At 54.0% G+C, this 23,565-nt stretch carries 23 protein-coding genes and 1 pseudogene; 5 read left to right on the top strand and 19 right to left on the bottom strand.

Annotated elements, in window-relative coordinates; translation table 11 throughout:
- Positions 1-77 precede the first annotated feature (77 nt).
- The 17 genes from dapA to DPF_RS10185 all read right to left on the bottom strand — a co-directional run bounded on the left by dapA (position 78) and on the right by DPF_RS10185 (position 16,748).
- Complete coding sequence (gene dapA, locus DPF_RS10265; protein ID WP_069859574.1) at positions 78-956, bottom strand: 4-hydroxy-tetrahydrodipicolinate synthase; 879 nt, start codon at positions 954-956, stop codon at positions 78-80.
- 42 nt (positions 957-998) lie between these two features.
- Positions 999-1,853 carry a diaminopimelate epimerase gene (gene dapF, locus DPF_RS10260; protein WP_069859573.1) on the bottom strand — a complete coding sequence of 285 codons (855 nt, stop codon included), beginning with the start codon at positions 1,851-1,853 and terminating at the stop codon, positions 999-1,001.
- Between the two features lie 207 nt (positions 1,854-2,060).
- Complete coding sequence (locus DPF_RS14485) at positions 2,061-2,972, bottom strand: UshA-like (seleno)protein family 2 (RefSeq protein ID WP_420705134.1); 912 nt, start codon at positions 2,970-2,972, stop codon at positions 2,061-2,063.
- 15 nt (positions 2,973-2,987) lie between these two features.
- Entirely contained in the window at positions 2,988-3,263 is a 276-nt protein-coding gene (locus DPF_RS10250) for an HU family DNA-binding protein (RefSeq protein WP_069859571.1), read from the bottom strand.
- Between the two features lie 168 nt (positions 3,264-3,431).
- Positions 3,432-4,271, bottom strand: coding sequence for a MinD/ParA family protein (locus tag DPF_RS10245; RefSeq protein WP_069859570.1), 840 nt, complete (start codon positions 4,269-4,271; stop codon positions 3,432-3,434).
- An 18-nt stretch (positions 4,272-4,289) separates the two neighbouring features.
- Positions 4,290-5,129 (bottom strand): GGDEF domain-containing protein, encoded by an 840-nt coding sequence (locus DPF_RS10240; RefSeq protein ID WP_176724232.1) that lies wholly within the window; start codon positions 5,127-5,129, stop codon positions 4,290-4,292.
- Positions 5,130-5,136: 7 nt separating this feature from the next.
- Positions 5,137-6,253 (bottom strand): peptide chain release factor 2 gene (prfB, locus tag DPF_RS10235; RefSeq protein ID WP_176724231.1). Its coding sequence is split into 2 segments (ribosomal slippage): positions 5,137-6,177 and positions 6,179-6,253, totalling 1,116 coding nucleotides; the frame shifts between segments, so codons are not numbered across the junction.
- A 90-nt stretch (positions 6,254-6,343) separates the two neighbouring features.
- Entirely contained in the window at positions 6,344-7,888 is a 1,545-nt protein-coding gene (gene lnt / locus DPF_RS10230) for an apolipoprotein N-acyltransferase (RefSeq protein ID WP_083254635.1), read from the bottom strand.
- Positions 7,889-7,937: 49 nt separating this feature from the next.
- A complete protein-coding gene (locus DPF_RS10225) occupies positions 7,938-8,810 on the bottom strand; it encodes a hemolysin family protein (RefSeq protein ID WP_231702169.1) in 873 nt (290 codons plus the stop codon).
- A 100-nt stretch (positions 8,811-8,910) separates the two neighbouring features.
- Positions 8,911-9,987, bottom strand: coding sequence for a PilZ domain-containing protein (locus DPF_RS10220; protein ID WP_069859568.1), 1,077 nt, complete (start codon positions 9,985-9,987; stop codon positions 8,911-8,913).
- A gap of 3 nt (positions 9,988-9,990) precedes the next feature.
- Positions 9,991-10,737: a hypothetical protein gene (locus DPF_RS10215; RefSeq protein WP_069859567.1), complete on the bottom strand. Its 747-nt coding sequence runs from the start codon at positions 10,735-10,737 to the stop codon at positions 9,991-9,993.
- Between the two features lie 25 nt (positions 10,738-10,762).
- Positions 10,763-11,743 carry an MlaD family protein gene (locus DPF_RS10210; protein ID WP_069859566.1) on the bottom strand — a complete coding sequence of 327 codons (981 nt, stop codon included), beginning with the start codon at positions 11,741-11,743 and terminating at the stop codon, positions 10,763-10,765.
- A gap of 3 nt (positions 11,744-11,746) precedes the next feature.
- A complete protein-coding gene (locus DPF_RS10205; RefSeq protein WP_069859565.1) occupies positions 11,747-12,259 on the bottom strand; it encodes a hypothetical protein in 513 nt (170 codons plus the stop codon).
- 11 nt (positions 12,260-12,270) lie between these two features.
- Positions 12,271-13,050 carry an MlaE family ABC transporter permease gene (locus DPF_RS10200; RefSeq protein ID WP_141721106.1) on the bottom strand — a complete coding sequence of 260 codons (780 nt, stop codon included), beginning with the start codon at positions 13,048-13,050 and terminating at the stop codon, positions 12,271-12,273.
- Between the two features lie 214 nt (positions 13,051-13,264).
- Complete coding sequence (gene mnmG / locus DPF_RS10195; RefSeq protein ID WP_069859563.1) at positions 13,265-15,142, bottom strand: tRNA uridine-5-carboxymethylaminomethyl(34) synthesis enzyme MnmG; 1,878 nt, start codon at positions 15,140-15,142, stop codon at positions 13,265-13,267.
- Positions 15,143-15,146: 4 nt separating this feature from the next.
- Positions 15,147-16,367: a M20 family metallo-hydrolase gene (locus DPF_RS10190; RefSeq protein ID WP_069859792.1), complete on the bottom strand. Its 1,221-nt coding sequence runs from the start codon at positions 16,365-16,367 to the stop codon at positions 15,147-15,149.
- 105 nt (positions 16,368-16,472) lie between these two features.
- Positions 16,473-16,748, bottom strand: a complete 276-nt coding sequence (locus DPF_RS10185) for a PxxKW family cysteine-rich protein (protein WP_069859791.1) — start codon at positions 16,746-16,748, stop codon at positions 16,473-16,475.
- 245 nt (positions 16,749-16,993) lie between these two features.
- On the opposite strand from DPF_RS10185, the gene DPF_RS10180 reads away from it, so the two are divergent.
- From DPF_RS10180 to gap, 3 genes are all read left to right on the top strand, one after another.
- On the top strand, positions 16,994-17,485 hold the full coding sequence (locus tag DPF_RS10180; RefSeq protein WP_083254633.1) for a molybdenum cofactor biosynthesis protein MoaE: 492 nt from the start codon (positions 16,994-16,996) through the stop codon (positions 17,483-17,485).
- Positions 17,486-17,643: 158 nt separating this feature from the next.
- The gene (locus tag DPF_RS10175; protein WP_069859562.1) at positions 17,644-18,210 is read left to right on the top strand and encodes a GAF domain-containing protein; all 567 of its coding nucleotides are present in this window, start codon (positions 17,644-17,646) and stop codon (positions 18,208-18,210) included.
- A gap of 109 nt (positions 18,211-18,319) precedes the next feature.
- Complete coding sequence (gene gap, locus DPF_RS10170) at positions 18,320-19,339, top strand: type I glyceraldehyde-3-phosphate dehydrogenase (RefSeq protein ID WP_069859561.1); 1,020 nt, start codon at positions 18,320-18,322, stop codon at positions 19,337-19,339.
- A 98-nt stretch (positions 19,340-19,437) separates the two neighbouring features.
- Here gap and tpx read toward each other — a convergent pair whose 3' ends face one another.
- Entirely contained in the window at positions 19,438-19,953 is a 516-nt protein-coding gene (tpx, locus tag DPF_RS10165; protein WP_069859789.1) for a thiol peroxidase, read from the bottom strand.
- Between the two features lie 471 nt (positions 19,954-20,424).
- Here tpx and DPF_RS10160 point away from each other — a divergent pair.
- A pseudogene (locus DPF_RS10160) lies at positions 20,425-21,438 on the top strand (linear amide C-N hydrolase); the annotation flags it as partial.
- A 264-nt stretch (positions 21,439-21,702) separates the two neighbouring features.
- Here DPF_RS10160 and DPF_RS10155 read toward each other — a convergent pair.
- Positions 21,703-22,644 carry an aldo/keto reductase gene (locus tag DPF_RS10155; RefSeq protein ID WP_069859559.1) on the bottom strand — a complete coding sequence of 314 codons (942 nt, stop codon included), beginning with the start codon at positions 22,642-22,644 and terminating at the stop codon, positions 21,703-21,705.
- Between the two features lie 529 nt (positions 22,645-23,173).
- Between DPF_RS10155 and DPF_RS10150 the strand changes: the two genes are divergently transcribed.
- A complete protein-coding gene (locus DPF_RS10150) occupies positions 23,174-23,479 on the top strand; it encodes a putative quinol monooxygenase (RefSeq protein ID WP_069859558.1) in 306 nt (101 codons plus the stop codon).
- The last annotated feature ends 86 nt before the right edge of the window (positions 23,480-23,565 follow it).

The raw sequence follows: 23,565 nt of genomic DNA, 5'->3' as shown, positions 1-23,565 counted from the left end.
ACATGAAAAAAGGACGTTCAGTTTGAACGTCCTTTTTTATATGCTGCGTCATCCGGCAAAAAGGGGCCGGAACGGATCTAGATGAGCTGGTGTTCTTTGAGAACGGTTTTGAGGGTTGCCAGGTGTTCGACAGAAAGAGGCGTCATGGGCAAACGCAGGGTTGGCTCCATTTTGCCCATGAGGGCAACGGATGTCTTGACCGGAATGGGGTTTGATTCAAGAAACATGGCCCTGTTGAGGGGGGCCAGTTCATAAAAGAGGGCCCTGGCGGTCTTCCAGTCGTTGGCCTGACATGCCGCACACATGGCATGAGTCTTGGCGGGTTCGATATTGGAGATGACCGAGATGACCCCTTTGCCCCCAAGGGCCAGAAAGGGAAGTATGGTAAAATCATCGCCCGAGAGCAGGGTAAAGTCTTCTCCGCACTCCTCAACGATTCTGGCGGCCTGTTTCATGTCCCCGGTGGCTTCCTTGACCCCGATGACCGTGGGAATTTCCCGGGCCATGCGACCCAGGGTCGAAGGCAGGAGATTGGTCCCGGTTCTTCCCGGAACGTTGTACACGACCATGGGCAGGGAAACCTCGCTGGCAATGGCCTTGAAGTGGGCGATCATCCCGTTCTGGGTGGGTTTATTGTAGTAGGGGGTGATCATCAGCGCCCCGTCGGCTCCGGCCGACTTGGCAAATCTGGTCAACTCGATGGCTTCCCGGGTGTTGTTGGAACCGGAGCCCGCCAGAACGGGGACCCGTTTTTTGACCTGATCAATACAGATGCGAATGACCTCTTTATGCTCGTCGTGGCTCAATGTGGCGGATTCGCCGGTGGTTCCGCAGGGAACCACGCCATCAATGCCCGATTCGATCTGCCATTCGATGAAGGCCCGGTAGGCGTCTTCATCAATACCTTCATTCTTGAAGGGGGTCACAAGGGCGGTCAATGCGCCTTTGAATTCCATGGATTCCTCCTGTTAAGGCTGATTGAAGGATGGAGACATGATTCAGCCGACCGTGAGGCCGAACGTTTCCGGATTCATGCTTCCCGTATACACGATGACGGCGTCACCCTGAAGGAAGATGTCGTCATTTTCAAGGTGGACAACAAGTTTTTCTCCGCCAGAGGTGGTTACGGATACATGCTCGGAACATTTTCTCAGGGCATGGGCCACATAGACAGCCGCGCAGGCCCCGGTACCGCAGGCATAGGTTTCATTTTCAACCCCCCGCTCATAGGTGCGCAAGAGTATATGGTCCAGGTCCTCTATCTGAACAAAATTCACGTTGGTTCCGTTGGGGGCGAAATGGTCATGGAACCTGATGGTGTTCCCGAGATCAAGCACGTTGATGGCCTTGACATGGTCGGTAAGCACCACCGTGTGGGGCACTCCGGTGTTGACGAAATGGACCTGCATGGCTTCCCCGGTATCCATGGCAAGGGAGATATTGAGCTTGAGATCTTGGGGTCGGGTAAGCTGTACCTTGATGTGTCCGGTTTGTTCAATGATGTGTGCCTGTATGGGGCCAGCATCTGTCATGAATACCTGGTTTGGGCCGGCAATGCCCAGTTCAAAGGCCAGCCGGGCCACACATCGTGATCCGTTGCCGCACATTTCAGCCCTGGAACCATCAGCATTGTAGAAATGCCACCTGTAATCGACCTGTTCACCTGACGGGGCCTTGTCGATGAAAATGAGGCCATCGGCACCAATGCCAAAAGCACGGGCACACAAGGCTTTGGCCCAATGGGGCATGACCTCGGTGGGCAGGCCGAGATAGCGGTTATCAACAAGTATGAAGTCATTGCCACTGCCCTGCATTTTATAAAAGGCAATGGCCTTTTCCGGTGATGTGCGCATACTGAATTCCTTTGCGTGGAAAAGGTTGAGGTGATGATTGGTCCGTGAACAAACGCATCAGCCGAAGCTGCCATGGGTTGAACTCCCCGCGCATTTGAGCATGCGCGTCAACAAGCGGGGGACCTGGTAACCGATGGGAAGGCAAGAGCGATGCCTGTGCGCGGACAAGGTATCAGAAAAGGATTGCAACATGAAGGGCACGTGGGCTCATTGGCCGCACGATGAGGTTTTGCCGTGTGCTGCCGGTGTGTCGAGCGGTGCCAGGATGGCCTCCATGGCGGGGTTGTTCTGGATCTTGTCGTCAAGGACCACAAGCTTGACGGCAATGTTCCGCCCGGTCTGCCAGTGAAATGAGCTGTTCGGTGAGGGAAACTCCTTGATGGTCATTTTGTTCACGGTCCTTCCCTTGGTAAAGGCCCGGGTCCAAAGGGTCCTGGCATGGGTCGAAAGAGTCGATGTCAGGCCGGAACCGGGACCACTTCCCAGAAGAATGTCACACAGTCCCTCATGCTGATCGACAAATCGGCGTTCATGCTGTCTGCCCCAGGAACTGATGCCCACAATCAGGGCCTTGGGATGATTCTTTCTGAGGCTGGTCAGCGTGGTGACGAGTTCCCTGCTCATGGATGGGGGTAAAGGCTCCTTAGTCGTGTCGAGAGCAGGAAAAATCACGGCCAGGACCAGCCCCCTGCGCGTGGGCAGGGAATGGACCCGGGGATGAGAATCCATCTGGAACCATGTATCGGGTTGTACGTCCGAAAGCATGGACATGGCCCTTGTTTCCGATGGCCCGAGAACACCGAGGTGATAATCGAGACGTTGATAACCTCTAATCAAGAGTTTGAGACGTTGGGGATCCCAGGGGTGTACGGGATCCCGTTGTGCCAACTCATACGGCCCTGCAATGCGTAGGGTGTCAGCTTGATCGTATTTGGAGAAGATGGTGGCCCGCCGGGCCATGCCCCCAATGGCTTTTCCCTGTCAGGCTTTGATGGGCCGGTAGTGGCCCCAGGAATTGGCAGTGTAAAGAATGGTCAGGGCTGGTTCTGCCCATGCCTTGGGCTGAAAGAAGGTCAGAACCAGCAGAAAAAGCCAGACAGGAATTCGTAATGCACGCATAAGAGGGGGCCGAGGCTACTTGTTCAGAAATTCCTTGAGTTCCTTGCCTGGACGGAAAAAGGGAAGTTTTTTGGGTTTGACCTCTACCTGTTCTCCAGACTTGGGATTGCGGCCCTTGTATCCTTCATATTCCTTAATTTTGAAACTGCCGAATCCGCGGATTTCAACCCGGTTTCCCTGCAAAAGTTCTTCCCGGATGCAATCAAAAAAGGTGTTCACAACCGTAACGGCCTCATCCATGGAGATATCGTTTTCTTCTGCCACTGTTTTAATCAGTTCACTTTTGTTCATGACAGCGTCCTCTGTATGGGAAGGTTGAGGGTGGCAAAGAATGCTTCAACTAAGTTTAATAGTTTAAATATTGTTGATAATTAAAGTCAAGGTCAAGTTTTTTTTGCAAAAAAGGACAACCTGTGCATGCTAAGGGCAAGTACAGGGGGGCGGATACGGATATCCCGGTTATTTTTGAGAATATGAACGGGCATGAGCTCCGTAGGGAACGCGAAGGACAGAGGATTTGGCAATGAGGTGGGCAAGCAGGGATCGCTGTTTGTGGAGCGACTCAGCAATGGTCTTGATATTGAGGGCTGCCGGACTGCGGTGCGCCCATTTGACAAGGGGTTCCTGTTTGCGAACCGATTCGGTTACGGCCTTGTCGTGGCGCACCAGGCCCAGATACTGGATCTTGATCCCCAGGAAATGATGACAGGCAGCAAAAAGACGATCAAAAGTTTGGCGAGCCTCTTGGGTCGAATCAGTCATATTCACGATGACTTGAAAATTTTTGACTCCATGCTCGGTCGTCAGGATCTTGATCAGGGCGTAGCTGTCCGTCAGAGAAGTCGGCTCGGGCGTAAGCACAACGAGTCTTTCCTGGGCCATGGCGGCAAAGGAAAGCACTGTAGGGTTGATGCCTGCACCTAGGTCCAGGAGCAGATAGTCGTAGGCGTGAAAAAGAGGTTTCAGACGGGTCAAAAGGAGGGACTGGACGTCTTCATCCAGATCCACAAGATCTGCAATGCCCGAAGCCGCGGGCAGGAGGTCAAGCCCCTGCTGGTTGATGGCAACAACAACATCGCGGGGGGCAACATCTTTGGTAATGACATCCTGGATGTTGTATTCAGGAGAAATGCCGAGCAAAACATCCAGATTGGCCAAACCGAGGTCAGCATCCATGATCAGGGTGGGATGACCAAGCTGGGAAAGAGCGTAGCCGAGATTGAGGGAGATGTTGGTCTTGCCGACACCGCCCTTGCCGCTGACAATGGCTATGCTCATGGTGGAATTGGTTGCAGTCATGATTTAATCCAATGGGGGTTATTTTTTGGCAAACAGGAAGTGTTTTTCTTCCTGGAGAACAAGGGTGTCCTGCCGCACCGGAGCAAGATCCATGAGAGGTGCGGTTTCAATAGTATCCTTGCCCTGTTTCTTGGCCTTGTAGAGAGCCTGATCCGCTGCAGCATACAGCTTGTCGGGCAGAATTCGTTCCCTGCCCCTGCTGGTCGCCAGTCCCATGGAACAGGTGATGCGAACAGGAGCCTCGTCATCGGAGCATGGGATGCGCAGTGCGCGAAAATCAACCTGAAGACGGGAAAGAAGGCGCTGGGATCGCACCAGGCCCGTTCCTGGAAGGATAATGGCAAATTCTTCTCCGCCAATGCGGCTGGGGATGTCCGTTTGCCTGAGGACACGGGTCAATATGTCCGCCACCTTCCTGAGAACATGATCACCGCAGGGATGGCCGTAGGTATCGTTGATTTTTTTGAAATCGTCGAGATCGATAATGCACAGACTGACGGGATGCTTGAACCGATACGCCCGTTCCAGTTCTCGTTGCAAGGTGACATCGAAGACGTGGCGGTTGGGGAGTTGCGTCAACGGATCGTGGTTTTTTTGGAAAGCCAGGCGATCCAGTTGATCCTGAATGTGTTGCAGGGAGGAACTGTTGTCATGGCCCATGGGAACGGCAAACCATTCGGGAAAACGTTCTTCCCCGCCAAGCTGCTGCCATTGTTCGGGCGTCATGCCTCGGATGATCCGGACGAGGGCCAGAATCTCTTCGGAAGTGCAGTGGGCGACACGGGATGAGTCGCATGCCTTGATTCTCTGACTGAGGGTTTCAAGGTCGTTGAAAATCTTGTCGAGACTCTGGTTCATCAAGGTTTCAGGGGTGGGATTGTTCATGTAAAAAAAGCAGATACGACTGGATCAGGCCGTCGATTTCTCCGTCGAGAACAGCATCCACATTGCTGATTTCGAGATTGGTCCGGTGATCCTTGACCAACCGATAAGGATGCAACGTGTAGGTGCGTATCTGACTTCCCCAGGCAATGGCTGTCTTGGAGGCGTACTCGGCCTGTTTAGCACGTTCCAGTTTTTCCAGTTCCCGCTCGTACAGCCTGGCCCGCAGAATTTTCATGCAGGTTTCCTTGTTCTTGAGCTGGGAGCGTTCGCTTTGGCACTGAACCACAATGTTTGTGGGCAAATGGGTGATCCGGACGGCCGAACTCGTCTTGTTTACGTGCTGACCCCCGGGACCGCTCGAACGGAAAATGTCGATGCGCAGGTCATCGTCCTTGATGTCAATGTCTATGTCCTGGCCGATTTGAGGGCAGACGTCCAGGGAGGCAAAGGAGGTATGCCGGCGTCCCGAGGTGTCGAACGGAGAAATACGGATCAACCGGTGGGTGCCCTTTTCCCCCTTGAGCAGGCCATAGGCGTGGGGGCCGGTGATCTGCAGGGTGACGCTTTTGATACCGGCTTCATCTCCGGGAATGTAGTTGAGAAATTCGACCTTGAACCCCTTGGATTCGGCCCACCGCCTGTACATGCGCAGCAGCATTTCCGCCCAGTCCTGGGAGTCGGTGCCCCCTGCGCCGGGATGGATGTCGACAATGGCTGCGGCCGTATCATGGGGCCCGGAGAGCAGTGTTTCCATTTCGGCCAGACGCAACCGGCTTTCAAGCTGATTGATCTCTCCTTGGAGCACTTCAAGGGTTTCCTCGCCGGGGTCATCTTCGGCAAGCTCAAGCCATTCCTGCACATTGGTCTTGGTTTGCTCGAGCTGAGTCCATTTGGTGATTTCTTCCTCGAGCTGGGTTTTTTCCTGAAGAATGGGCGTGAGGGCTTCGGGATTGTCCCATGCACCCGGCCGGGACAACTGGGATTCAATTTCCTGAAGGCGTTCCTGCTTGCTTTTCAGGTCAAAGACGCCTCCATATGGACGTGAAGGAGTCGAAAAGGGCCAGTGAACGGGTTTTCAAATCGGCATATTGGAGCATGATGAATAGTTTTTCGGTTAGGTGGTTGGGGTGTCAGGATGCGATGAATAAAGGGGAAGCCCGACAAGACAGCCCGACAGGTAGCAGTCATCAGGCCCTTGCAACCGGTTTACGGGTCCATGCCCACAATCCCACAAGCATGGGGAACAGGGCATAGCCGGCATGGATATATGCATACCAATCATGATAAAATGTCGTCGCTTCAATGGGTTTAAGCGTATCCTGAACCAGGGTCTGCTTTTTAAAGAGTTCGGAAGTATCGAAGATATGGCCGCGATTGTCAATGAATGCGGAAATCCCGGTGTTTGTACACCTGATGAGAAATCGGTTCTGCTCGATGGCCCGAAGGACACTCAGGTAGAGATGCTGCCAGGGTGCCGACGAGGCGCCAAACCAGGTATCATTGCTAATATTCACCAAAATGTTGGCCCCATGGGCAACACTTTCCTGGGCCAGGTTCGAAAAAATGGCCTCGTAACAGATGAGCATCCCCAAGGACAGGTCGCCTTGGACCAGGGGGGCGGAAGAATACCCCGGTGAGAAGTCCATGGCCCCCACAACCAGTTTGCGGATGAACGGGAACCATGACGACAGGGGAATGTACTCGCCAAAGGGAACAAGATGCCTTTTGTCATACCAGGAGCTGATTCTGCCTTCAGGTGTGACCAGAAAGGCCCGGTTGAAAAGAACATACCCCTGGGCATTCTCAAGGGTTGTGGTGTAGCCGGGTGCACCCAGCACGAGGGTCGCATTGGTCTGGCGGGCAAGGTCGCGCACCTGGCGCTGCAGGTGGTTGTCGTCCTGAAAGTAGAAGGGCATGGCTGTCTCCGGCCAGACAATGAGCTGGGTGCCATGCAGGGCAGAGGCGTTGCGGCTCAGGCGGGTGTAGACGTTGACCGTGGCATTCTGGAAGGTCGGGTCCCATTTGTGATCCTGGTCAATGCCGCCCTGGACGATGATGGCGCGAAGGTTTGGACCTGTCGGATGAGCGGGCGGATCCAGCAGGGGGAGACCAAGGCCAAGGATGATCACAGCCACGCCCATGAAAGCCCTTGGAGTTTGGCCAAAATACACCGCGAACATGGCCAGAGCCGCCAGGATGCCGGCAAGGCCATGAGTTCCCACAAATCTGACAGCATCAACGGCCCAGGGCCAGACACTGAAGGCTCCGGGAAGGGTCAGCCAGGGAAAGCCGGTCAACGCCCATTCCTGTACCCAATCCAGAAGAGCCCATAAGCAACCGGCAAAAAAGACATGAAGCGGCCAGGGCAGCCTGTGGCGCGTGCCATGGATCAGAAGGGTGTACAGGGAGGCGTACAGGCCCAGAACGCTGCCAATGAGAACGGGACAGGGCAGGGCCAGAAGCAGGGGAAGGTGGCCGTATCGATGAACGGGGATGACAATCCAGTACAGGCAGAGCGTAGCCACGGCCGTACCCAGTATCCAACCGCTGACAAACGCCTGCCTGGGGGATCGGGCCACCAGAGCGATGGCAGCAAGCCCTGCGGGAAAGGTCAGAACCAGGGGCGGGATGTGGATCAAGGGATTGGCAAATCCGAACCAGGTTCCCAGAGTGGTCAGGCCCACAAAGGCCCAGAAGGGCATGCCATACAGATTCTTGATGGCCGCACTCATGGTTTGACCATTCCGGACGGCAAGGAAAATTCTTCAGAAAAGGCAGAGATCATGGGGTACGGGAAATCGTTTGTGCGCTCGGGGTAACCACAACCCAGAGAATATGCTTGTTGTCCGCTTCCTTGATTTCAAAATCATGGCCCGCAATGGTCAGATGATCGCCTTTTTGGGGAACCTTGCCTGCATGTTCGCATAACAAGCCGCCAATGGTTTCCACCTGATCCGATTGCAGATCAATGGAACACGCCTCCCTAACCGTATCAAGGGAGGTCCGTCCGGAGATAAGGGTTCTTCGGTCGTCAATGAACTGAATTTCCTCGGGTTTGGGGGTGTCGTATTCATCTTCGATTTCCCCGACGATTTCCTCAAGAACATCTTCAAGAGTAACCAGTCCCGAGGTCCCGCCGTATTCATCCAGAGCTATGGCCAAGTGAATTTTTTTTGCTTGAAATTCCAGAAGGATGTCTCGAACATTTTTGGTGTCCGGGATGAACAGAGGGGGACGGATGATGGATGCCGGATCAACCTTGTGGTTGTCGGGATTGACAAAAAAGGGGAGCAGATCCTTGGCGTGGATCAGGCCGATGATATTGTCTTTGCTTTGGCGGTAAACAGGGATGCGGGAGTGGCCGCTATCAATGATCAGACCGGCAATCTCCTTGAGGGATTCGTTTTCCTCGGCACAAATCATTTCGGTCCGCGGGACCATGATTTCTTTGACCTGCTTGGTGTCCAGGCGCAACACGTTGAGAAGCATGGATACTTCGTCATTTTCAATCTCCCCGTCCTCGCTCGCCTCCATGATGACCTCTTCTATGGGGGTATCCTGGCGATAGCCGAACAATTTGTGCAGTTTGTTCCAGAAGTGGCCATGTTCCGAGCCGTCTTCCATCCCTTCTCCCTGGTTGATGTTGGTTTTCATGATGTTGTACTTGTTGCAAGATGATAACAACGTGGTGTGATCAAACATATCGTGAAAGATTTGCATGCGCAATAGGCGCGAATCCCTTCCAGTTCGGGGGTCATGCCTCCATTGCAGCCTCTTCTTTGGCTTTTTCCTGCTGTCGGAACAGGGCCAGATGCTGCCTGAACACCCAGTTGCCGATTTCTGGATGGCCCTCTTCACGCGATAGGGGGGTCCAGGTGATGTATTGTCCGGTTTGGCTCGGAACCTCTCCGTTCATGGTGAACTCAATACCCAGTGATCGTGTCGAGCTCATGGGATCGCAGACAATGACTCTGATTGTACCCAGAAGATGAATTTCGAGATGGTCGGATTCCTGGTTGCGCAGTCGGAAGAACAGAAACACGTCGGGTGATCGGTTGGTGTCCAAGTAGGCATTGATCATCTGATTGTTCTTGATGGAAATCCTGCATCCTCCTGCAGAGATGTCCCTGACGGTCAGGGAGGGCCCTTGGTCGTCGTGAGGCAACAGATGGTGGTGGGCCATGGGAGGGCCCCAGGTTTCCGGTCCTGCATGGTCATGGGTCCTGTTCTGGTGCTGGGCAAACCATAGTTTGACCTCAAGGATGGTTGAGGTGTCCGGTACCAGCCGGAAATGCATTCTGCGCTGTCCGAGTCTGACAGATGCGGGCAGGGAAACGTGCAGATAGGCATGTCCTTCCTGCTCGAGATCAATGGCATTCACATGGGATTCAAACGTGTAATAGATTTTGTTCTGGGCGCGGGAGGCAACGGAAAAATAGCCTTCCAGCTGGTGATTGATCCAGGCGTTTCGCGGCGTGACATAATCGGGAAGTTCAAGAAGGATTTCATCTTTGTCCACAGAAATGAGTGAACAGTAAATCCCCTTGGTTTTGATGATATTTTCCTTGAAGGAGATTTCGAAACGGCTGCGTTCGGTCAGGCATTTTCCGAAGAGCTCAACGATTTGCTGGGGATCATCCAGTTGGTCCACGGCCTTTCTGGGGTGAAGGCGCATGCGGATGATCTGTACCAAGAGGCCTAGAAGTACGATGATTCCGGCAGTTCCCAGAATCCAGACAAGAATATGCATCAATTCCGGATTCATGCCTGTGGAGGCAAAACCGTCTCGGAACTGGTCCGTGAAGATGGATGACTCGATGCGAATGAGCATGGGTTAGGGTCCGATGAGGGGTTGGGTGCATGGGCTGACAAGGTCAAGAAGCGAGTTGATACGCTGGTCCATGAAACGCTGTCTGACAGGATCCTTTTCAAGAGACCTCTGCCCTTTCCAATCCTGGATCAGGAAAAGTACCCACCCCTGCCGGCTGTCAACATCATGGGCCAGCTTGAGAAACGTGTTGGCCCAGGCTGAGTCCTTGTCTGGCGAGCTGGCTGCCTTGCCTGCTGCCTTGCGGGCGTACACCGAAACAAAGAGGGGGTCCCCCAGCTTTTTCAGGTAGGAGTAAATGGTTGGCCAGTCGGATCTGTCCAGCAGATCCTGCATGGTCCTGTCCCTGGGGCCCACAAGGAGGGCATCGCGATCATGGGTCTTCAGGGTGCAGTCCAACCCCTGCTGGGAGAAATCAACGGCTTTGTCAAGAAGATGGGGATAGGTAACCCCGAGATAGGCATGAAGTTTATAGGCCAGAACATACATTCGGGCCACGGCGCAAAAATCGTCCTGCCGCAGGAGGTTGTCACATGTCTGGATGAACAGGGAACGGGCCGTGGTCCATCTGCCCTGGAGGAATTCCTGGATGAAATCCTGTCGAAGGGAGGCCGTTTGGGAGAGGGCCGCTGGTGGGGGATAGAGGCTTTTGGGACCGCTTCCCAGGCTGCATCCCTGCAGAAGAACGGCAACAAGGACAATGCATACGGCAAGGTTTATGGCAGGTGTGCAACGGTGTGCATCCGTGTTCATGCGTGCTCCCATCAGGGGTCAGAAATCAGGGTGCCGGATAGGCTGGTTCTTCCTGAAGTATTTTGCGGGCAAAGGGCCAGGTTTCCTTGAGCCGTTGCAAAAGTTCCGTACCCAGCCGCATGGTGTACTCGCTCTGGCGGCGTAATTCAACGAGATTGGTTGTGGCATTTTTGACGTCCGCGCTTATGGCCTGAACATTGGCCAGGGTGGGGGCAAGCTCCTTGCGCAGGGATTCGAGCCCCTTGATGAACTTCTGGCCTTCTTGAAGGGTCAGGATCAGTTCGTCCTGGATGGGTTGGAGATCGTCCACGCGATGGGTTGTGTTTTGCACAAGCAGGTCAATGTTTCCAACGGCGTGTTCGGTTTTGGCGAGAATGGCATCCATGGATTGAACAGGTCGGGGATCCTGGGTGAGATAATAGAGAAGACCGCGATTCTGGAGGATGAGCCGGGTGATCTCTTCGGCATTGGCCAGCACGGATTGGACATGGCCGTTCTTGTCAATGACATTGTCGGTGATGGTCCGGATATTGGCCACGATTTCCTTGAGATTCTGGATGACGGGTTCCGCTTCTTGAATAAGCTCGCTCAGACCCGCAACCTTGGACAAGGTGATGGTTGATCCCTCTGGCAGCAGAGGACTGCCGTCGCTTCCCGGAATGAGCTTGAAATAGGAATTGCCAATGATTCCTTCCTGATCAAGGATGATTTTGGAATCCTTGCGAAACCATTTCTGATATTTGGCCAGAATTTCCAATTCGACCTTGATGTAGCCGATATTGTCCAGATGGACCTGTTCAACGTTGCCTATCCTGAACCCGGACAGGCGGACCGGAATGCCGCGTTCGATGTTCTCTCCGGTCTTGCTGACCACGTAATAGGTGACGCGATCCGCAAACAGATCCTTTTTGATACCCACATAGATGATAACGCCGACCATGGTTACAATGACCACGAGCAGGAAGAGGCCTACCCGAAATTCCATGGTCTTGAACTCCTGGGACATGGGCTAGCTCTCAAGGTGAAAGGTTGGAAGTCCGAGATTGTCATATGCCGAGGCATTGTTGACACTGCAGGCAATCCACACGACTGGTGCAGGGGAAAGAAGGGCGGTCGCCTGTATGATGGTGTCGGCCATGGCCACCATGGGAGAAGGCAGCACAACGACGCTGTTGCCACAGGCAATGCAGCGCAAAAGCTGGCACAGGCCCATTGTCTGCTGATCAAGTTTTTCCTTGCGTTGTTCCATCCATCGTTCCAGTCCCAGGGCCCGAATAGGTTCCTCAAGGGGCTTACTGGCCTTTTCCAGAGGAATGTTTTGTCGGTACATGGCTCCAAGAACGATATTTTCCAGGATGCTCAGGTTGGCAAGAAACGGGAACTCGTCCCCAATGATGCCTATATGGGACTGGGATTGGACGAACATGGACACCAGTTCACTGATCTGGTCTTCATTGTGCCCCACGACCAGAAGCCGCGGGTGCCTGTCAAGCAGAAGGGAATGGTAGTTGTGAATGGCCATATGAAGACATGTTAAACGAGGTTGAACGCGATTTCAATGATGATGATGCAACCTGCCGTGTGCATCATACCCCGTATGAGTTTGATGGGCACTTCAGTGAATGCATGGCGAACGGTAATGCCTTTTTCAATGGCAATGAGCACAACGACCAGCCCCATGAAAAACGGTTTCAGGACAAGGGGGATGATGTTTGCAAGATGGATGGCATCCAGAATCTGCTTGATGTAATTGTCAAAGGTGATGTCGTGAAAATAGCCCAGAGTGAAATACCCCCCCAGCAGGGCCACCATGGAAAAGATTACCGTCAGGCAGGGACCTCCAATGGCAAATGCCAGAATCCGCGGAAGATACAGATAGCTTTCAATGGGGATGCCGAGCATGGAAAGGGTGTCCATTTCCCGGTTGATCTTCATCAGCGCCATTTCGGAAAGCACGGCAGAGCCTGATCGGAGCAGCAGGATAATGGTGCAGATGAGCGGGGCAAGTTCGTGGGTGATGGAGGAGATGAGGTAACTGCCGATCTGGTCGTAGGCATTGAGGTTGGTCAGCAGGTTGAGCAGGTTGTCAACCAGGACGGAACCTATGAGCAGGGCGGCCAGACAGACAATGGGAATGGCCTGGAAAGCCGTGAAATAGAGCTGTCTGACAATGACTCGGAAAATGGCATGGTTGAACAAGGCGAACCGAAAGAGCGAACGCATGCTTTGCCGCATGATGGTGGCGATAACCAGCCACATGCGCGTGCTCTCAATGAATCGGCTTCCAAGTCGGGCGACAAAGGATGTGGGCATTGTGATGGATGGTCCAAGGATACACGGCAAAGGATGCAAGGTACCATACTTCAAGGGAGGGCGCTGTCAACCTTGCGATCCCTCCCGGCATGTTCCGCGCCGGTCGCCCTGTCCGGACCCGGCGGATCCGTCTGAGCAGAGCCAGGGGACACAGGTCGGCTGCACCATGAGCGGGTGCAGGGTCAGAAGGGGATGGTCGGGCACATACCCTGTCTCACAGGGCCCCGAGCTTCTTGAGATGAATCTCCAGGCAGGAGATGGCGGCCGGTGTGACCCCTGAGATGCGTCCTGCCTGGCCCAGGGTCCGCGGGGCAATGGCCGTGAGCTTTTCCACCACTTCCCGGGAGAGGCCGGGAATATTGCTGTATTCCATGCCTTCGGGAATGAGGGTTGCTTCCATGCGTCCGGTCCGCTCCACCAGTTCCTTTTGTCGGGCCAGATACCCCTGGTATTTGCATTGGATTTCGGCTTCATCCAGGGCATCCTTGGGAAATGCGGCCAGTTCCGGCCAAAAGGGCTCAAGGCTTGTGAGGGAAAGGGCCGGTTGCCGGAGAATGTCCTTGAGGAACACGGTTTTCTTGGGCACGGCAGCGCCAATGGCCCGCAGGGTGTCGCTGGTTGCAGCATCCGGCCTGATGCGGATGGTGGCAAGGCCGTGCATGATGGCTGCAATGGCCTTTTTCTTCCGGCAAAAGAGATTCCAGTGTTCGTCCGAAACAAGGCCCAGTTCTCTTCCCACGGGGGTGAGACGCAGGTCGGCATTGTCTTCGCGCAAAAGCAAACGGTGTTCGGCGCGGGATGTGAACATGCGGTAGGGTTCTCTGGTCCCCTTGGTCACCAGATCATCGGCCAGCACGGCCATGTAGGCCTGATCCCTGGAGAGGAGAAACGGGGGACGGTTGCGAAGGGAGCAAAACGCATTGATGGCTGCCCACAACCCCTGGGCTGCTGCCTCTTCGTATCCGGAGGTTCCGTTTATCTGACCGGCAAGATAGAGACCCCGGACCTTTTTGGTTTCAAAGGTCGGCTTGAGCTGGGTTGGAGGGATGAAATCGTATTCAATGGCATATCCCGGGCGGACAATGATGGCCTGTTCGAGTCCAGGAATGGTGGCGAGCATCTTTTTCTGGATATCCAGCGGCAGGCTTGTGGGAATGCCGTTGGGATAGACCTCGGGGTTGTCCACGCCTTCGGGTTCAATGAAAATCTGATGGCGTTCCTTTTCCGGAAAGCGGGCCACCTTGTCCTCAATGGACGGGCAATAACGCGCACCCGTGCCCTTGATCACTCCCTGAAAAAGGGGAGAACGGTCAAATCCCTGGCGGATGACCTCATGGGTCTGCTCGTTGGTGTAGGTAACATGGCAGGGCAGCTGGGGAAGGCGGGGGCCCTTGGAGTGGAAACTGAACCGGGGCGGCGGGTCATCGCCGTACTGGGCTTCCAGGGAGGACGTGTCAACGCTCTCCTTGAGGAGTCGGGGAACCGTTCCGGTCTTGAGACGTCCCAGTTCAAGGCCGGCTTCATGAAGAGAGGCCGAAAGTCCCTGACTGGCGGGATCACCAAAGCGACCCCCGGGATAATGGGACAGGCCGATGTGAATGAGCCCCTGCATGAATGTGCCGGTTGTCAACAGGACCCGCCGGGCCAAAAGGGTTTCGCCTATGCGCGTCTTGACGCCGTGCACCGTGTTGTCGCGTACCAGGATTTTCTCGACCATGGCCTGGCGGACATACAGGTGAGGGGAGCTAAAGACATCCCGTTTGACCACCTGCATATAGGTTTCCCGGTCCATTTGGGCACGGGTGGCGCGTACGGCAGGGCCCTTGCGGGTATTGAGAATCCTGAATTGGATGCCGGCCTGATCCGCCCACATACCCATCATGGAGCCCATGGCGTCCAGCTCCCTGACCATATGACCCTTGGCCAACCCGCCAATGGCCGGATTGCACGAGAGATGGCCGATGCGGTCGATGTTGTTGGTCAGCAGGAGGGTGACAAGACCAAGACGTGAGGCAGCCATGGCCGCTTCGCATCCGGCATGGCCGGCGCCCACCACAATGAGGTCAAAGGTCTCTGGCGGCAAGGGTTTCATGGTTCTAGGCAAGAAGACAGGCCATGACCTGTGCGTCCTTGAGAGTATGGGAAATGGAGGCCTGTTCGTTGGGCTGATGGGCAAAATTCATGAGGGTGCTCCAGACAACAGCGTCATAGCCCTTGCGGCGTAAAAACGCGGCCACGGTTCCTCCGCCGATCCCCTGGGGTTTGGCTTCCACCTGGTAGATCTGCTTGATGGCCTTTTTGAGCCTGGTGACAATATCGCTTTCGGGATGCGTGATCGGAGCCGCGTCTTCGCGCTGCACCACCTGGAATGCAACCGACACGGCATACTGGTCAGCCACCTGATCCCCGATGCGCTGCATGGCCGCAAGCACGTCGTCAATGGCAATTCCCGGCAGGATGCGTGAATCAATATACACCACGTCCCGTCCGGGCATGGTGTTGATATTGTCCACATTGGCCTCTTTTTTGGTCGGGGTGAAGGTGGAAATGGGAGGGGAAAACAAGGGGTCATTGTCCGGAAACAGCTCATGAAGCTGATCCAGCTCCAGAATCAGGGCGGCAACCCCGCGCAAACTGTTTATGCCGTGGTGGGGTCTTGAGGCATGGCATTGTTTCCCGGTCACGGTGGCCTTGACCCAAAGCTGGCTTTTTTCCGCAATTTCAATGAGGTCCGATTGGGGGGCTCCCCCATCCGGAATGAGAAAAAGGTCTTCAGGGCCAAAGAGATGACCATGGTCCTCGACCAGGGCTCCCAGTCCGTAACCGCTGCCTGTTTCTTCGTCAGCCACAAAGGCCAGCCCCAGATTGATGGCCGGGGTGGTGTTGGTTTCCAGAAGTGCCTTGGCCAGCAGGAGGGAAGATACCAGACCCTGATGATTGTCTTCGACACCCCGTCCAAAAATGAGATCGCCATCCCGGTGCAGCTCAAAAGGCGGGGTGTTCCAAAGGGATTCGTCTCCGGCAGGAACCACGTCCATGTGGCTCATGATCCACAGGGTCCTGGAAGTATCCTGGCCGGGGATCCTGGCCACAATGTTGGGCCGGTATCCGCAGGGAACCCGATTGTCCGGCACCTTGATTTCCTGGACGTCCGTAAGCCCGATGCGCGTGAGATAACCCAAAAGATAGTCTGCCTTGTCCTTTTCCCCCTGGCCTCCGTTGATGGGCCCGAGAGCAGGAAGGGCCACAAGATCGCGTTGCAGGGAAACCACGTCCTCGGCAGCAAGGGACAGATGATCGATAACGGATTGGAGCATGGTCTGACCTCGCTTGATAAAAAACATGCACAAAGGGCACAATGCATTGCCCAAGAAAAATCCGGCAGGGACACCCTGCCGGATTTGATTGCGACCTGAGTGCCCTTATCTGTTGCGGGCTGCCCTTTTGGAAGCCTTCAGCGGGTTGATCTTGACCTTGCCGGCCTTGTCCACGCTGGCCTTGACGTGCGTGGCAAAGTTGCAGGCTCCGTGAGCCCATTTTCTGGCCGGTTCCGGGTAACTCATGCAGTATTTTTCGCCTTCGAACTCGGCAATCCGATCACATCCATTGCACTTGTCGGCAATGGTTTGCAGGGTAAAGCCTTTGAACTGCAGTCCTTCTTCCGTTTTGACAGCGCCTTCGAAATAATTGCTTGCCATGGGATATTCCTCCTGATCCTTGAAAAATATATGCCGCACGTTGGGCCTCGGGGTGCGGCCAGTCTTTGTTACATGTCCCCAAGGCGAACATTGCTTGTGTGCTGCAACCGAAATCGAGCAAACTATTTTTCCCTACCCTGTTTTGTCAAGAAGAAAGTGGGCAGATGGGCTTTTTGCATGGGTTTTGAAAATGCCCCGCCTTGCAACCGGCAAAAAGAGAGTTGTCATGGGGCAAAGAGCCATCTATGATTGCATTTCCCGTTGTGGTCCCGGACAGCGTGACAAAAATCCGGGACGGCTGGCCGACAGAAGCGCGGTGGCGGGAATCTTTGTCATATTGTGAACGCACCAAGCATGAGGAGTTGACCATGGATCTGACAGCTTTGATCGAAGAAATCAAGCAGCACCCCCGTTTTGAAGACGTGGGCATGGTTTTGTCCCATTCGGGATATGTACGGCGGCTTTCCAGAAACGGCCGCCAGGTGACCGGCTTTCGCGTTGATGTGGATGATGTCAAATGTAAAGCCGTTATTGAAGAAGGTCTGGCTGAACCCGGGATAGTTGACATCAAACTCTGGTTCAATGCTGGCAAGGTGCTTGGTATTGGCGATCCGGTAATGCTCCTTGTTGTTGCCGGCGACAATCGTGATAATGTGTTTGCCTGCCTCCAAAAGACCCTCAATCGTCTTGAAGAGGTCGGAGCCAAGAAAAAGCAGGAATTTTTCGAGGAGATATGAGCTGGTTGGGCTGTCAGTCTGCCCCTGTGATCTGGGGGCACTGCATGTCATCCCCGTATCTCCGTGTCCCGGGCTGTGAGGCGTCGTGTTCAGGGGTTCTGCCTCGTGCCTGAGGGGAATCCCCATACTGATCTGTCTATAACCATGGAGTCATTACCATGAGCGAGAAAGACAAGACCTATTTTGGAACGTTTTACAAGGTGGCTCGGGTGATCAACTCGAGTCTGGATCCCGATGAGGTTCTTGAGCACATTGTCAAGGAAACAACCCTGGCCATGGAGGCCAAAGGGTGCACCATCCGGCTGCTGGGCAACAAGGGCGATGTGCTTTTGCCCAAGGCCTGTTTCGGTTTGAGTCAGTGCTATTTGCGCAAGGGGCCGGTTCTGGTCGGCAGCAGCAAGGTGGATCAGGAAGTTTTGACGGGCCATGCCGTGACCATTGAAGATCCGGGGTCAGACCCCCGATTTCAGTATCCGGGCAAGGCTCGGGAAGAGGGACTTGGTTCCATCCTCATCCTTCCCCTGACCACCGGGGATGACAGAACCATCGGTGTGCTGCGCGTCTACGATGCCCACAAGCGTGTCTTCACGCAGGAAGAACAGGATTTTGCCATGGCCATTGCTCATTTGAGCGCTTTGGCCATTCAAAATGCGCGCATGCACGAACAGCTTCGCAAGCATGTCGAACTGGTCAAGGCCTATCAGTACCAGGTCTTTGAGGACTAATACAGACCTGACAGTCAATTATATCTTTTGCTACCGCATCACATCGGATCTGAGGTCATCAATATATCATATCCGGTGAACGGAAATGCACATCAGGGAGCCAGTCATCATGAATACCATAAAAATAGGAATCAACGGTTTTGGGCGCATCGGCAGACAGGTGGTCAAAACCATTTGGGAACAATACCGGGACGACATGGAGATCGTTGCGGTCAACGACCTCTTCGATATCAGGACCAATGCCCATCTTTTGCAGCATGATACCAGCTATGGTCGTTTCCCCGCCAAGGTGAACGTGGAAGGGGACACCATTGTCATTGACGGACAGTGGCGGATCGTTAATTTGGCCCAGCGTGATCCTGCCGACCTGCCCTGGAAGGAACTGGGCGTTGATATTGTCATCGAATCCACGGGCATCTTCAGGACCGGGGAAAAGGCCCGGGCGCATCTGGATGCCGGCGCCAAAAAGGTGATCATTTCCGCTCCGGCCAAGGGAGAGGATCTGACACTGGTCATGGGCGTTAACGAGGAAATGTACAATCCTCAAAAACATCACATTGTTTCCAATGCATCGTGTACAACCAATGGCCTGGCCCCGGTGGTCAAGGTGCTTCACGAGCAGTTCGGGATTCTCAAGGCCGTGATGACCACCATCCATTCCTACACCAATGACCAGCGCATTCTTGATTTGCCCCACAAGGATCTGCGCCGAGCCCGAGCGGCCGCATGCAACATGATCCCCACAACCACCGGGGCGGCCAAGGCCGTGGCCCTGGTCATCCCCGAACTTGAGGGCCGGTTTGACGGGTTTTCGGTTCGTGTGCCAACGCCTACAGTATCCCTCATCGATCTGGTGGCCGTGCTTCAAAAGGAAACCACGACCCAGGAAGTGCGCAAGGTTCTGCACGAGGCTGCTGCCGGATCACTCAAGGGGATTCTCGGGTATACCGACGAACCCCTGGTATCCTCGGACTACAAGGGAGATCCCCGTTCGGGTATTGTTGAACAGGATTTCACCACGGTCCAGTCCGGCAATCTGCTCAAGACCCTTATCTGGTATGATAACGAATGGGGCTATTCCTGCCGTGTGGCTGATCTGGCCCACTTCATGGCCCAAAAGGGAATGTAGAAGGTGAAAACAGGGCGGCAGGAAAGGAGCAGGACCTGACCGCCCTGTTTTATGTTCTTGGTGAAGCCCCTAGACGGCATTGATTCCGGGAACCGGGCCTAGAGAGCATCCTTGGCCATCTGCAAAACCGCCTCGTAGTCGGGTTCATTGGTCACTTCCTTGACCAGATGAATGCCGGTGATGTTCCCTTTTTTGTCGATGACGAACACGCACCGGGCCAAAAGGCGCAGTTCCTGGATCAAAACGCCATAGGCCGTGCCAAAGGAAGCATCCTTGTGATCGGACAGGGTCTGGACGCGTTCCACCCCGGCATTGCCGCACCAGCGTTTCTGGGCAAAGGGAAGATCCATGCTCACGGTGAGGATGCGCACGTCATCACCCAGATGAGCAGCCTCCTCATTGAACTTGCGGGTTTCCATGTCGCAAACCGGTGTGTCCAGGGAAGGAACCGCGGAAATGATGAGGACCTGTCCGGAAAAGTCTTTGAGGGACACGGGATGTAGGTCATTGTCCAGAAGGGTGAAATCCGGGGCCTTGTCTCCTGGTTTGAGTTCCTTGCCCACCAGGGTCAGGGGCTGGTTGTGAAAGGTTATGACATTGGCTCGTGTTTGCATGGGACCTCCTGCGGTTTTTTTGATGAAAGAGAGGGAATGAAAGAAGTGCATTGCATACCATGAATGCTCCATGCTTGCCAGTACCGTTTGCATGTTTCTGGTCGTTGGCAGCATATCGTGATTTTTTTTCAGCATACCCCAATCGGCCCTGGCAGGATGCACCCTGCCAGGGCCGATTGTTATGGATAGCGGTCGGTTGTGGACTAGGTGAAACTCAGTCCCAAAGACAATAAACAATCATCTGAAAAAATCGTTGCAGAATCGACAAGAAAGACCACAACATTTTTGACAATTACCAAAACCATATGTACCCATATCTCAATAATATTATTGAATTTTATTGATTCCACTGAAGGACACGGAGGAACGATCCATGGGTAGTGTTGAAAACAAAATGGGGATCATTGCATTTCTATGTTTGATTGCATCCGTCTTGTTGACAGAAGCTAGGGGGTTGCCTGTACGGGCCTTACGCTTACGGGAAAAGATGGAACTGTGGTGTATGGACGCACAATGGAATGGGGGGCCTTTGATCTGCAGACCAAAGCAGTGGTTGTTCCCCGGAAAACGCAGTTTCAGGGGCACACCCCGGAGGGTATCAATGGCAAGCGCTGGAGTGCTCGGTACGGATTTTTGGGGTTTGAACTTTTGGACCGGGTGGTTGCCGATGGGATGAATGAAAAGGGGTTGGCCGCAGGTTTCTTTTACCATCACGGGTTTGCCGAGTATGCTGCGTATCTTCCCTCCCTTGCCGATCAAAGCATGTCACCCACTGATGTCCTGTCTTTTATTCTTTCTCAATGTTCCACTGTGGAAGAGGTGCAAAAGGCCATGGGGAAAATCCGGGTTGTGGCTGTGGAAGATCCTGCCCTGAAAATGGCTGTCCCCCTTCATATCATGGTCACCGATCCTGATGGGAATGTCCTGGTTATGGAATTCAAAGATGGCCAGACAACATTTTTTCATAATCCCGTAGGCGTGATCACCAATAATCCAACCTTTGACTGGCATCTGACCAATCTTCGCAATTATGGATATCTGTCCGGGGTGCCATTCAAGAACAAAAAGTGGGGAGACGTTGAGATTTCTCCCCTGTCAGGCGGTTCCGGCTTATTGGGTGTTCCCGGTGATTTTACCTCCCCGTCAAGATTTGTCCGTGCTGTTGTTTTTGCCCAGAATGCCCGATCCACCTCGGGCGGGACGGACACCATGCAGGAATTTTTCCGGATAATGGACAGTTTCAATGTGGGCACCAAACAGGGAGAAGGTTCAAACCAGGCAAACAATGACCCCTTGCCGGCAGATACCGTGTGGACATCATGTCATGACACCAAGAATCTGATCACCTATTACCACACGGCCTTTAATCGAAGGATACGGAGTATTCATCTCAATAAAATTGATTTCAGCAAACCCGGGAATCGAAGCATCCCCCTGGATATACAACGTGTTCAAGACATTCAGAATGTATCATCTTCTTTTTGAGGTTTGGGTAATCTCCCTGGCAGAATCAAAAGATGACGAGGGAGAAAATCCCGTGGGCAGATCTTTCAAACCAGATGCAGGCCCAGGCGCAAGAGAAAAATGGCAGCGTGATGAACCCAGTGCCTGGTTGCCAGCCAAGACGGCCGGGCTTGAAAAGAACTGTTTTGAACACGGATGGCATATACGGCAACGGCCGCCCCTTTGCGTGAGTTGGAAAGGGACGGCCGTTATTTGTGCCGTACTGGCTGCAATGATTTGGGTTTCCTACATATCCCATAGATTTTCGACCGTGTACGGAGAGCCCTTTACGGTCCAGAATTTCCCATCCACATACCTGTAGCCCGCATCCAGATCGTCAATGGCCTGTATGTCTTCAGCATCCAGAACCAGATGGGTGGCCTCAAGGTTCTCCTTCAAACGTCCGGGATTGACCGACTTGGGAATCACGACGGTATCGCGATGCAAAGCCCAGCTGATGAGCACCTGCGCGGCGCTGGCATGATGCTTTTTCCCCACGGAAAGAATAACAGGATGCTGAAGCAGGCTGGGCTCATTGTCATGTTTCAAGGCTGCAGGACGATCGCCGGAACCCAGGGGGGCGTAGGCCGTCAGGGCAATGCCGTGCTGATGGCAAAAGGCCTTCATCTTGCGTTGCTGAAGGTAGGGGTGCATCTCGATCTGATTCATGGCCGGGGCAATGGATGCGCCGTTGAGAAGGGTCTGCAGCTTGGTTGTCGAGAAATTGCTCACACCGATATTGCGTACCAGTCCCTTGTGCACACAGGCTTCCAGAGCAGCCCAGGTTTCCAGGATGGGGATAGCATCCCATGGCAGAAAATCCCCTCCGCTGGAAGGAGAGACAACACCGGGCCTGAAATGAACGGGCCAGTGAATCAGGTAGAGATCAAGGTATTCAAGGTGTAAATCTTCCAGTGTCTTTTCCAGGGCCGGGAGTACGTCTTGGGGAGCATGGGCGTTGTTCCAGAGTTTGGAGGTGATCCAGAGATCCTTGCGCGGCACGTCCACCCGGGCCAGGGCTTTGCCGATCTCAACTTCGTTTCCGTAAATATGGGCGCAATCAATATGGCGGTAGCCCAGATTGACCGCATGTATGACTGCTGCAGCTACCTGGCCCGGTGCAGATTTCCAGGTTCCAAGACCCATTGGAGGGATAGCATCACCACTTGTCAATGTGATTGTTTTCATTGTCACTCCTGTGTTATCAGATACGCGCTCAAGGCATATAACCCGTTTTTCCCTTTCATCCGGGCACAGACCCGGCAAGGGGATTTTGTTCATTCCCCCATGGCGACCCCAGCGGACAGTTGACTTCATTGTGTGGCTGGTTAAAGCGGTGCTGGCCATTATCCTGCTGCCCGGGATTACAGCCAGAGATCAACTGGTACAAGGGGTGACTCCATTTTTCCGGATGATCACGCCCTGCATGTGGTTTGCCGGTGTGCCCTGAAGCCTATTTGCGCCACGCTTCATCCCCATGATGTGTGTTGCTTCTTCAGGTACTCGGCCTCCCTTTTGTTTACTGCTTCTTCAAATGAACCATTTGCTTGATTGCAGTTTCGTTCAATGGGGTCCGGGCAAAAGGCCATTGCCAGAATGATCAACATGGCCTGGAAACAGGCTGAAATGGAAACAGGTAGTGACAGGGATTTTAAATCCGGACCAATCCACCATCCCCAACCCGTGTATGAAAAACGCACCTTCAAGGAGTTTCAGCATGTCTCATGTGTATGTTACCGCCTTTATAACGCCCAAACCTGGCCAGGAAGAGACACTGGAAAAAGAACTGCGTGCCGTCGTGGACCTTGTGCGCCAGGAACCGGGATGCATCCGGTACAACCTCCACCGGAGCAGCCAGGGCGCAACGCCCGCCTTTCTTTTTTATGAAACATGGGCGAGCATGGACGCTTTGGAAAAGCATGCCAACACACCGCATATCCAGGCCATGCGGGAAAAAACCGCAGCTTTGCGCGCCACCTCGACCGTTCAGATATGGGAAGAGGCAGACGTGGAAAATCCGTAACCATGTTACAAGGCTTTTTGAGGTCGCTGTCAATGGGTACCTTGTCCGGCAATTCGGTCACAACAACAGCCTTCTCAAATGGCCCG

The sequence above is a fragment of the Desulfoplanes formicivorans genome (assembly GCF_001748225.1).
In the GTDB taxonomy this organism is placed as follows: domain Bacteria; phylum Desulfobacterota; class Desulfovibrionia; order Desulfovibrionales; family Desulfomicrobiaceae; genus Desulfoplanes; species Desulfoplanes formicivorans.
This window is presented reverse-complemented; position numbering and strand designations above follow the sequence as displayed.

Coding starts and splice junctions, on each gene's coding strand:
- dapA (WP_069859574.1), bottom strand. CDS start 956: ATGGAATTCAAAGGCGCATTGACCGCCCTTGTGACCCCCTTCAAGAAT.
- dapF (WP_069859573.1), bottom strand. CDS start 1,853: ATGCGCACATCACCGGAAAAGGCCATTGCCTTTTATAAAATGCAGGGC.
- DPF_RS10250 (WP_069859571.1), bottom strand. CDS start 3,263: ATGAACAAAAGTGAACTGATTAAAACAGTGGCAGAAGAAAACGATATC.
- DPF_RS10245 (WP_069859570.1), bottom strand. CDS start 4,271: ATGACTGCAACCAATTCCACCATGAGCATAGCCATTGTCAGCGGCAAG.
- DPF_RS10240 (WP_176724232.1), bottom strand. CDS start 5,129: ATGAACCAGAGTCTCGACAAGATTTTCAACGACCTTGAAACCCTCAGT.
- lnt (WP_083254635.1), bottom strand. CDS start 7,888: ATGAGTGCGGCCATCAAGAATCTGTATGGCATGCCCTTCTGGGCCTTT.
- DPF_RS10225 (WP_231702169.1), bottom strand. CDS start 8,810: ATGAAAACCAACATCAACCAGGGAGAAGGGATGGAAGACGGCTCGGAA.
- DPF_RS10220 (WP_069859568.1), bottom strand. CDS start 9,987: ATGCTCATTCGCATCGAGTCATCCATCTTCACGGACCAGTTCCGAGAC.
- DPF_RS10215 (WP_069859567.1), bottom strand. CDS start 10,737: ATGAACACGGATGCACACCGTTGCACACCTGCCATAAACCTTGCCGTA.
- DPF_RS10210 (WP_069859566.1), bottom strand. CDS start 11,743: ATGTCCCAGGAGTTCAAGACCATGGAATTTCGGGTAGGCCTCTTCCTG.
- DPF_RS10205 (WP_069859565.1), bottom strand. CDS start 12,259: ATGGCCATTCACAACTACCATTCCCTTCTGCTTGACAGGCACCCGCGG.
- DPF_RS10200 (WP_141721106.1), bottom strand. CDS start 13,050: ATGCCCACATCCTTTGTCGCCCGACTTGGAAGCCGATTCATTGAGAGC.
- mnmG (WP_069859563.1), bottom strand. CDS start 15,142: ATGAAACCCTTGCCGCCAGAGACCTTTGACCTCATTGTGGTGGGCGCC.
- DPF_RS10190 (WP_069859792.1), bottom strand. CDS start 16,367: ATGCTCCAATCCGTTATCGATCATCTGTCCCTTGCTGCCGAGGACGTG.
- DPF_RS10185 (WP_069859791.1), bottom strand. CDS start 16,748: ATGGCAAGCAATTATTTCGAAGGCGCTGTCAAAACGGAAGAAGGACTG.
- DPF_RS10180 (WP_083254633.1), top strand. CDS start 16,994: ATGATTGCATTTCCCGTTGTGGTCCCGGACAGCGTGACAAAAATCCGG.
- DPF_RS10175 (WP_069859562.1), top strand. CDS start 17,644: ATGAGCGAGAAAGACAAGACCTATTTTGGAACGTTTTACAAGGTGGCT.
- gap (WP_069859561.1), top strand. CDS start 18,320: ATGAATACCATAAAAATAGGAATCAACGGTTTTGGGCGCATCGGCAGA.
- tpx (WP_069859789.1), bottom strand. CDS start 19,953: ATGCAAACACGAGCCAATGTCATAACCTTTCACAACCAGCCCCTGACC.
- DPF_RS10155 (WP_069859559.1), bottom strand. CDS start 22,644: ATGAAAACAATCACATTGACAAGTGGTGATGCTATCCCTCCAATGGGT.
- DPF_RS10150 (WP_069859558.1), top strand. CDS start 23,174: ATGTCTCATGTGTATGTTACCGCCTTTATAACGCCCAAACCTGGCCAG.